Below are 6,000 nucleotides of genomic sequence, written 5' to 3'. Positions count from 1 at the left end.
CCGCCCCCCTCCTCTCTCCCCCCCCCCCCCCCCTCTCCCCCCTCCCCAGCCCCCCCCCCCCCCCCCCCCCCCCCCCCCCCCCCCCCCCCCCCCCCCCCCGCCGCCGGAAACGCCCTGGAAACACGCCGCCTGGTCTCCTGGTCTGACCATGCCGACCTTGCTTGACAGCCTGTTCCGCGCCGGCCATTTCGCGCAGGCTCGCCGCGGCTACGCGGACATCCTGCGCACCGACCCGGGTGATGCCCACGCCAACGCGCAGATCGGCCGCATCGCCCTGCTGTCGAACGCGTTCATCACCGCCGAGAAGTATCTGGCCAGAGCCGTGGAGCTGGCCCCCGGCGACGACGTGCTCAAGGAGCTGCTGGCGGACTGCTACGCACGCCAGTACAAGCTTGCCCGAGCCGTCCCGATGCTCAGGGCCGCCGGGAGGGACGCGGTCGCCGCGCAGTACGCCGCCGCCGCCGGCGACACCCCGTTCGACCTGTACGGCCCGCGCAGCACCAAGCTGGTCTTCCAGCAGCTGGACCCGCTGCCCACCGTGGAGGCGTCGGTCAACGGGTCGGAGCCGATGAGGTTCCTGCTGGACACGGTGGCGGAGCCGCTCCTCACCATGGAGGCGGCCGAGCGGGCGCGCCTGCGCGCGGTGGCCTCCACCCGTGCCCGGGACGGCACGGAGACGCATCTCGGCGTCGCGAGATCCTTGCGGCTGGGATCGATCGAGGTGCGCAACGTACCCGTCGTCTGGCGCGACGCCGACGTGTCCGCGTCCGGCACCATCGGGATGAGCGTCTTCTCCCGTTTCCTCACCACGATCGACTACGTCCGCCAGGCCCTCGTCCTGCGCCGCAGGTCGCAGCTGCGGGCGTTCAGGGCGGAGTCGGCGCGGCATGACGCGGAGATCCTGCCGCTGTGGCTGGCGGGCGGGCGTTTCCCGTGCACGGTGGGCAGCGTCAACGGCCACGGCCCGCGCCTGGTCTGCCTGTCCACGGGCGAGCCCGGCGTCGGGGTGACTACCTCGGAGAAGTTCGCCACGCTCTGCGGCCTGAAGTTCGAGACCCCTCGTACGGGGAGCGGCGGCGGCCCGTGCTATCCGATCGTCGCGGACCAGGTGGCGCTCGGCGCCGCGACGGGCCGCGGGATTCCGGGGGTCGTGGGGCCGTTGTTCGACGACCGTCTGGGATTCGACACGATCGCGACCTTCGGCCACGAGTTCCTCAAGCGTTTCGCCGTCACGTTCGACTTCACCGGCATGGGCCTCTACGTCACCGGCCCGCCCGGGGCACAGTCGCGTTGAATAACTACTTATGAGGTTTAAATCCCTCATACGGCAAAAGTTTAGTTCTATGCCTTTTGTCCCTTTTGGGGTAAATGCAACTCCGACATGCTCAATGACCTCCGACACTGGTAGTGGAGACCCGGGTCGCGAACCCGGGCACCTCGACGCCGTGCCGGGGCCCCGCCCCGCACGGCGCCACAGAACACGGGGGTACACAGTGAAACGAATGCTTCTCGCGGCGGCCTTGGCGCTGACCGCCTCCACTGCCGGTATGACCGGCGCATCCGCGCACTCGCCAGCCCTCTCCTCGCCGGTCCCCTCGCCGGATTCGTCGCCCGGCACGTCGCCCGGCACGTCGCCAGGGCCGGGAGGCGCCCCGATCGGCCCCGGATGCTCCGCGCTCGAGAGCAGCCTGCCGGGCCTCGCCGACCAGACGGCCGCGACCGCGCTGTCCGAGGTGCCCGACCTGTCCTCGCTGGACGAGGCCGTACAGGAGGCGGGTCTGGCCGACCGGCTCGACCAGGCCGAAGAGCTCACGATCTTCGCGCCCGACAACAAGGCGTTCGAGGCCATCCCGCAGGATGCCCGCGACCAGCTCATGGGCGACAACGAAGAGCTCACCAGGGTTCTGACCTACCACGTCGTGGAGGGCAAGAAGACGCCCGCCGACCTCGAGGAGGAAGGCACCCTGACGTCGCTGGAGGGCGGCGAGCTCAAGATCGAGGGCTCGGGCGAGAACCTCATGATCAACGACGCGAAGCTGGTCTGCGGCGGCGTGCAGACGAAGAACGCGACCATCTACGTCATCGACAAGGTCCTCATGCCCGAGTGACCGCCACCACCGGATCCACGCCCCGGACCGGGCGCGATCGCCAGGCCACCACCCTCGTGACCGCGCCCTTACCCGGGGCGTTTCCCTGCCCGCTCCGAAATGCACGAGCGGCCGTACGAAGAAAGGCCTGATCAACCAGTCACTGACCTGGCTATTTACACCGAGAGAACCTGAGTATCTGCTGTCGTCAAGGCCTCGCGGGAGTGAATTCCGGCTGAACGTCTTTGAGATGCTGCCAAAAGAATGGGGGCGGGCGGTCTGGCCACACCCGGTGATGGTAGAAAGACCCCGTGTCGACCGATGAATCGTCTTTCACGGCCAGTACGCCATCCGCGAGCGGTTCGCCGACCGCCTCTCCGAGCCCGTCGGCGTCCGACCCGGCCCCCACGCCGTCAGCGACCAACACGCCGACGCAGCCGCCGACCACACCGCCCACCACGCCGCCGACGGCAACGGACCAACCGCCCACGACGCCTCCGGCGGCCACACCCGGAACACCCGGCCCTTCGGAGTCTCTGGTGAGCCCGTGCCCGCACGCTCCCGCGTGCCCTCCGCCCGTCTGCCTCCCGTCGAGCCTGCGCACCACATCAACGCCGGCCGCCACCCCCGAGCCCACGCAGGCCCCGGACACCTCGGGCGGATCCCAGGGCGGCTACGAGACCAGCGTGAGCCACGTACGCAAGTTCGCCGGCATCATGGACATCTCAGCCACCGGGGTCGACACGGTCAAGGAGGCGACCCCCCGCTTCGAGGGCTGGAGCCTCATCCCTCTGGCCGGCATGCCCATCGTCGGGCTGAGGTTCGTCAACCGGTTCAACACGATCACCGACACCTGGAAGGACAGCGCCGGCATCCTCTCCGAAGTGCTGCGCACCGACAGCGGCAAGGTCTCCAGGGCCGCTGACAACTACGTCGCCGCCGAGCGGGCCGGCACCATCAAGTGAGAGGGGCACGATGTCGACCGGCGAACCGCCGAAGCTGATCCTGCCCGGCCAGAGCACGCCGACGGCCAACCAGCAACTCCACGTCGCCAACGCCCGCGGAACGGTGCAACAGACCGTCACGGTCGCTCCGAATCGCACCGACCCCGGCTTCTACAAGCGGCTGATCACGCAGCTGAACCCGCTGCGCCAGTCCACCAGGGCGGCGATGGCGATGTCGGGGATCGGGGTCGCCGCGCTCGCCCTGGACGTGGCGGCCACCCTCAACCTGGGCAACCCGTTCCTCTTCTACGACCGCCGCGAGCAGTGGAAGGAGATGGCCGGGCTGCTGGAGGCCAGCCGGTCCGACCTGTGGCGCTCCTACTTCGACGACATCTCGCCCAACTGGAAGGGCGCGGCGGTGGAAACTCTCCAGCAATACGTGCGGTTCAACATCAACGGCCTGTACGGCCAGCTGGCCAAGGTCTCCGAAGCGATGAGCGGCACCATGCACGGCCAGTACAAGCAGGTGCTGGGGTACGACCTGTCGGTGTTCGGGCTCTACGCCACCTCGGCTCCCATCCTGCGCAGCGTGGCCGCCATGAGCGCGCACCCCGTGGGGAAGGTCGCCCTGATGGCCCAGGTCGGCCTGTTCATGAGCGCGGCCGGCAACCTGGTCAAGCAGTTCGCCGACGTGTACAACTCCTACGAGGGTGAGCTCAACAAGCTGGAGCTCAAGCTCAACGACGTGAGGGGCGCCTTCTACCGCTCCGGGAACCCGGACATGGGTGCGCGCCCCCTCCACCTCACGCCCAACATCGAGGATCCGTCCATGGTGGACGACTACTGGATCCCCGTCGGCGGGGAGTCCTCATGAGGCGCGCGGACGCGTTCTCGGCAGGCCGGCAGGACGACGTCGCCGGGCTGCTGCGAGAGACCGACGGCTGGGCCCGCGCCGTGACCGGGGCGCTGGGCGAGCTGGAAGAGGAGCGCCTGGCGGGCGCCGACCCGTCCGCCACCGTCCGCGTCGAAGTGTCCGGCACCGGCCGCCTGCGCAAGTTGTCCATCGATCCGCGCGGTCTGCGTGCCCTCGACCACGAGCAGCTCGCCCAGGCCGTCCGCGAGGCGATCGTCGCCGCCCACCTCGCGATGGACGAGCGGCTGACCGAGGTCGTCCAGTCCCTCGCGGGCAGGCCCTCGGACACCGCGGTGCCCGCAGACCCGCTCGCTGGCCACATCCGCGACGTCCTTCGGGGAGAGTGATCGATGGAGGAGGCGCAGGCACGGCTCGATGCGCTGATCGCCGCCGCCGAACGGGCGGAGGCCAGGGTGGAGGAGTGGACGGCCGCCGAGTTCACGGGCCGCGCCGACCGTGGCGGCATCGTGGCCGTCACCGACGCGCTCGGCGTCCTCACCCGGCTGGAGATCTCACCACGGAGCAGGAGAAAGCTGGACGCGACGAACCTGGCCGACGCCATCTTCGCAGCGATCACCACGGCCGAGGAGGCCGCGGCGGCCGCCCGGGACGAGTTCCTCGCCGACCTCGGGCGGTAAGGGACCGTGCGCATCCGCCCCGGCTATTCCGCGGAAGCCCAGCCGGACCATCGGCTCACGTACACGAGGATCACCGGCCCGCGCGGGCGTCGCTCGCGATACTGCGCGTACTTGGTGACGAGGTCGTCGATCGCCCGGTCGTGATCCGGTCCGCCGGACACGACACGGGCCCGGCCGTCGGCGCGCACCCACCACAACCGCGCCCACTCCTCGTCGTCGTAGCGGTCGGCCAGGAGGCAGGTGGAGGGGTTCTCCTCGATGTTGCGCAGCCGCCGCAGGCGGGTGGCCGACTTCGGTTTGTGATCGACGGCGGTCGCGACGACGTCGCCCGACACGGCGAACGTGACGGGCACCAGATGGGGGACACCGTCGCCACCCACCGTGGCCAGGCGGGCGACCCGCTCGCCGGCGAACAGAGCACGGGCACGATCGGGGTCCATGCCTTGCCTACGTACCCGCGGGCACCTGGGTGAAGCTTGCGCGGTAGGCCGTGGGGGTGAGCCCGACCCGGCCGACCATGTGCTTGCGGAGGGAATCGGCGCTGCCCAGCCCGCTCCGCGCGGCCACCTGATCCATGGGCAGCCGGGTGGTCTCCAGGAGTTCCCTGGCACGGTCGATGCGCCGGTGCAGCAGCCACTGGAGCGGGCTCATCCCGGTCTCCGTGTGGAACCGCCTGGTCAGGGTCCGCACGCTCATCCTCGCGTGACCGGCCAGGTCGGCCAGGGAGAGCGGGCGGTCGAGGCGCTCGAGCGCCCAGGCTCGGGTGGCGGCGAGCGAGGTGCCGTGCTCGGCGGGCATCGGCGTCTCGATGTACTGGGACTGGCCGCCTGGCCGCACGGGAGGGACGACGGCGAGCCGGGCGGCCGTGTTGGCCACCGCGGCGCCGTAGTCGGCCCTGACCAGATGGAGGCACAGGTCGATGGCGGCGGCCGCGCCCGCCGAGGTGTAGATGCCGCCGTCCTCGACGAAGAGCAGGTCGGGTTGCACCTCGACCGACGGGAAACGGGCGGCGAGGTCGCCGGCCAGGTTCCAGTGGGTGGTGGCGCGGCGCCCGTCCAGCAGGCCGGCCTGGGCCAGGACGAACGCGCCCGTGCACAGGGAGGCGATGCGCGTGCCGCCGGCCGCGGCTTTCCGCAGGGCGTCGAGCGTCTCGGGGGGAGCCTGTTCGCCGCCGCTGCCGACGGCGATCACCGTGTCGGCGCCCTCCACCGCGTCCAGCCCGTACGGCACCACGATGTCCGGGCCTCCGACGGTCGCCAGCGGGCCGGGGTTTGCCGTACAGATGCGCACGTCATAGTGCGGAACGCTGTTGAACACCATGAGCGGGATCGAGACGTCGAAACTCAGCACGGGGGGCACGACGACTGCGGCGATGCGGTGCATGGCCAGATCCTCCGGAATATCGGCATTCCGGCCAC

8 protein-coding genes are annotated in these 6,000 nt (G+C 70.5%); 6 read left to right on the top strand and 2 right to left on the bottom strand.

All coding sequences use genetic code 11. The features are described 5' to 3' along the window. Positions 1-157: 157 nt before the first annotated feature. From ACZ6SA_RS34370 to ACZ6SA_RS34345, 6 genes are all read left to right on the top strand, one after another. Positions 158-1,294 (top strand): aspartyl protease family protein, encoded by a 1,137-nt coding sequence (locus ACZ6SA_RS34370; protein ID WP_465832887.1) that lies wholly within the window; start codon positions 158-160, stop codon positions 1,292-1,294. Positions 1,295-1,547: 253 nt separating this feature from the next. After that, positions 1,548-2,108, top strand: coding sequence for a fasciclin domain-containing protein (locus tag ACZ6SA_RS34365; protein ID WP_347646046.1), 561 nt, complete (start codon positions 1,548-1,550; stop codon positions 2,106-2,108). A gap of 518 nt (positions 2,109-2,626) precedes the next feature. Next, a complete protein-coding gene (locus tag ACZ6SA_RS34360) occupies positions 2,627-3,052 on the top strand; it encodes a hypothetical protein (protein WP_465832885.1) in 426 nt (141 codons plus the stop codon). Between the two features lie 10 nt (positions 3,053-3,062). Continuing rightward, positions 3,063-3,905: a hypothetical protein gene (locus ACZ6SA_RS34355; protein ID WP_465832883.1), complete on the top strand. Its 843-nt coding sequence runs from the start codon at positions 3,063-3,065 to the stop codon at positions 3,903-3,905. Beyond that, positions 3,902-4,291, top strand: coding sequence for a YbaB/EbfC family nucleoid-associated protein (locus tag ACZ6SA_RS34350; RefSeq protein WP_465832881.1), 390 nt, complete (start codon positions 3,902-3,904; stop codon positions 4,289-4,291). Before ACZ6SA_RS34355 ends, ACZ6SA_RS34350 begins: the two co-directional genes overlap by 4 nt. A 3-nt stretch (positions 4,292-4,294) precedes the next feature. Beyond that, positions 4,295-4,582 (top strand): YbaB/EbfC family nucleoid-associated protein, encoded by a 288-nt coding sequence (locus ACZ6SA_RS34345; protein ID WP_465832879.1) that lies wholly within the window; start codon positions 4,295-4,297, stop codon positions 4,580-4,582. A 23-nt stretch (positions 4,583-4,605) separates the two neighbouring features. Here the strand turns inward: ACZ6SA_RS34345 and ACZ6SA_RS34340 are convergent, their stop codons facing one another. Together ACZ6SA_RS34340 and ACZ6SA_RS34335 are read right to left on the bottom strand one after the other, a co-directional pair. Further along, positions 4,606-5,022: a TIGR03668 family PPOX class F420-dependent oxidoreductase gene (locus ACZ6SA_RS34340; protein ID WP_347646041.1), complete on the bottom strand. Its 417-nt coding sequence runs from the start codon at positions 5,020-5,022 to the stop codon at positions 4,606-4,608. 7 nt (positions 5,023-5,029) lie between these two features. After that, a complete protein-coding gene (locus tag ACZ6SA_RS34335) occupies positions 5,030-5,965 on the bottom strand; it encodes a GlxA family transcriptional regulator (RefSeq protein ID WP_465832877.1) in 936 nt (311 codons plus the stop codon). Positions 5,966-6,000: the final 35 nt, after the last annotated feature.

This window comes from Nonomuraea sp. NPDC049378, from assembly GCF_055586745.1.
This window is presented reverse-complemented; position numbering and strand designations above follow the sequence as displayed.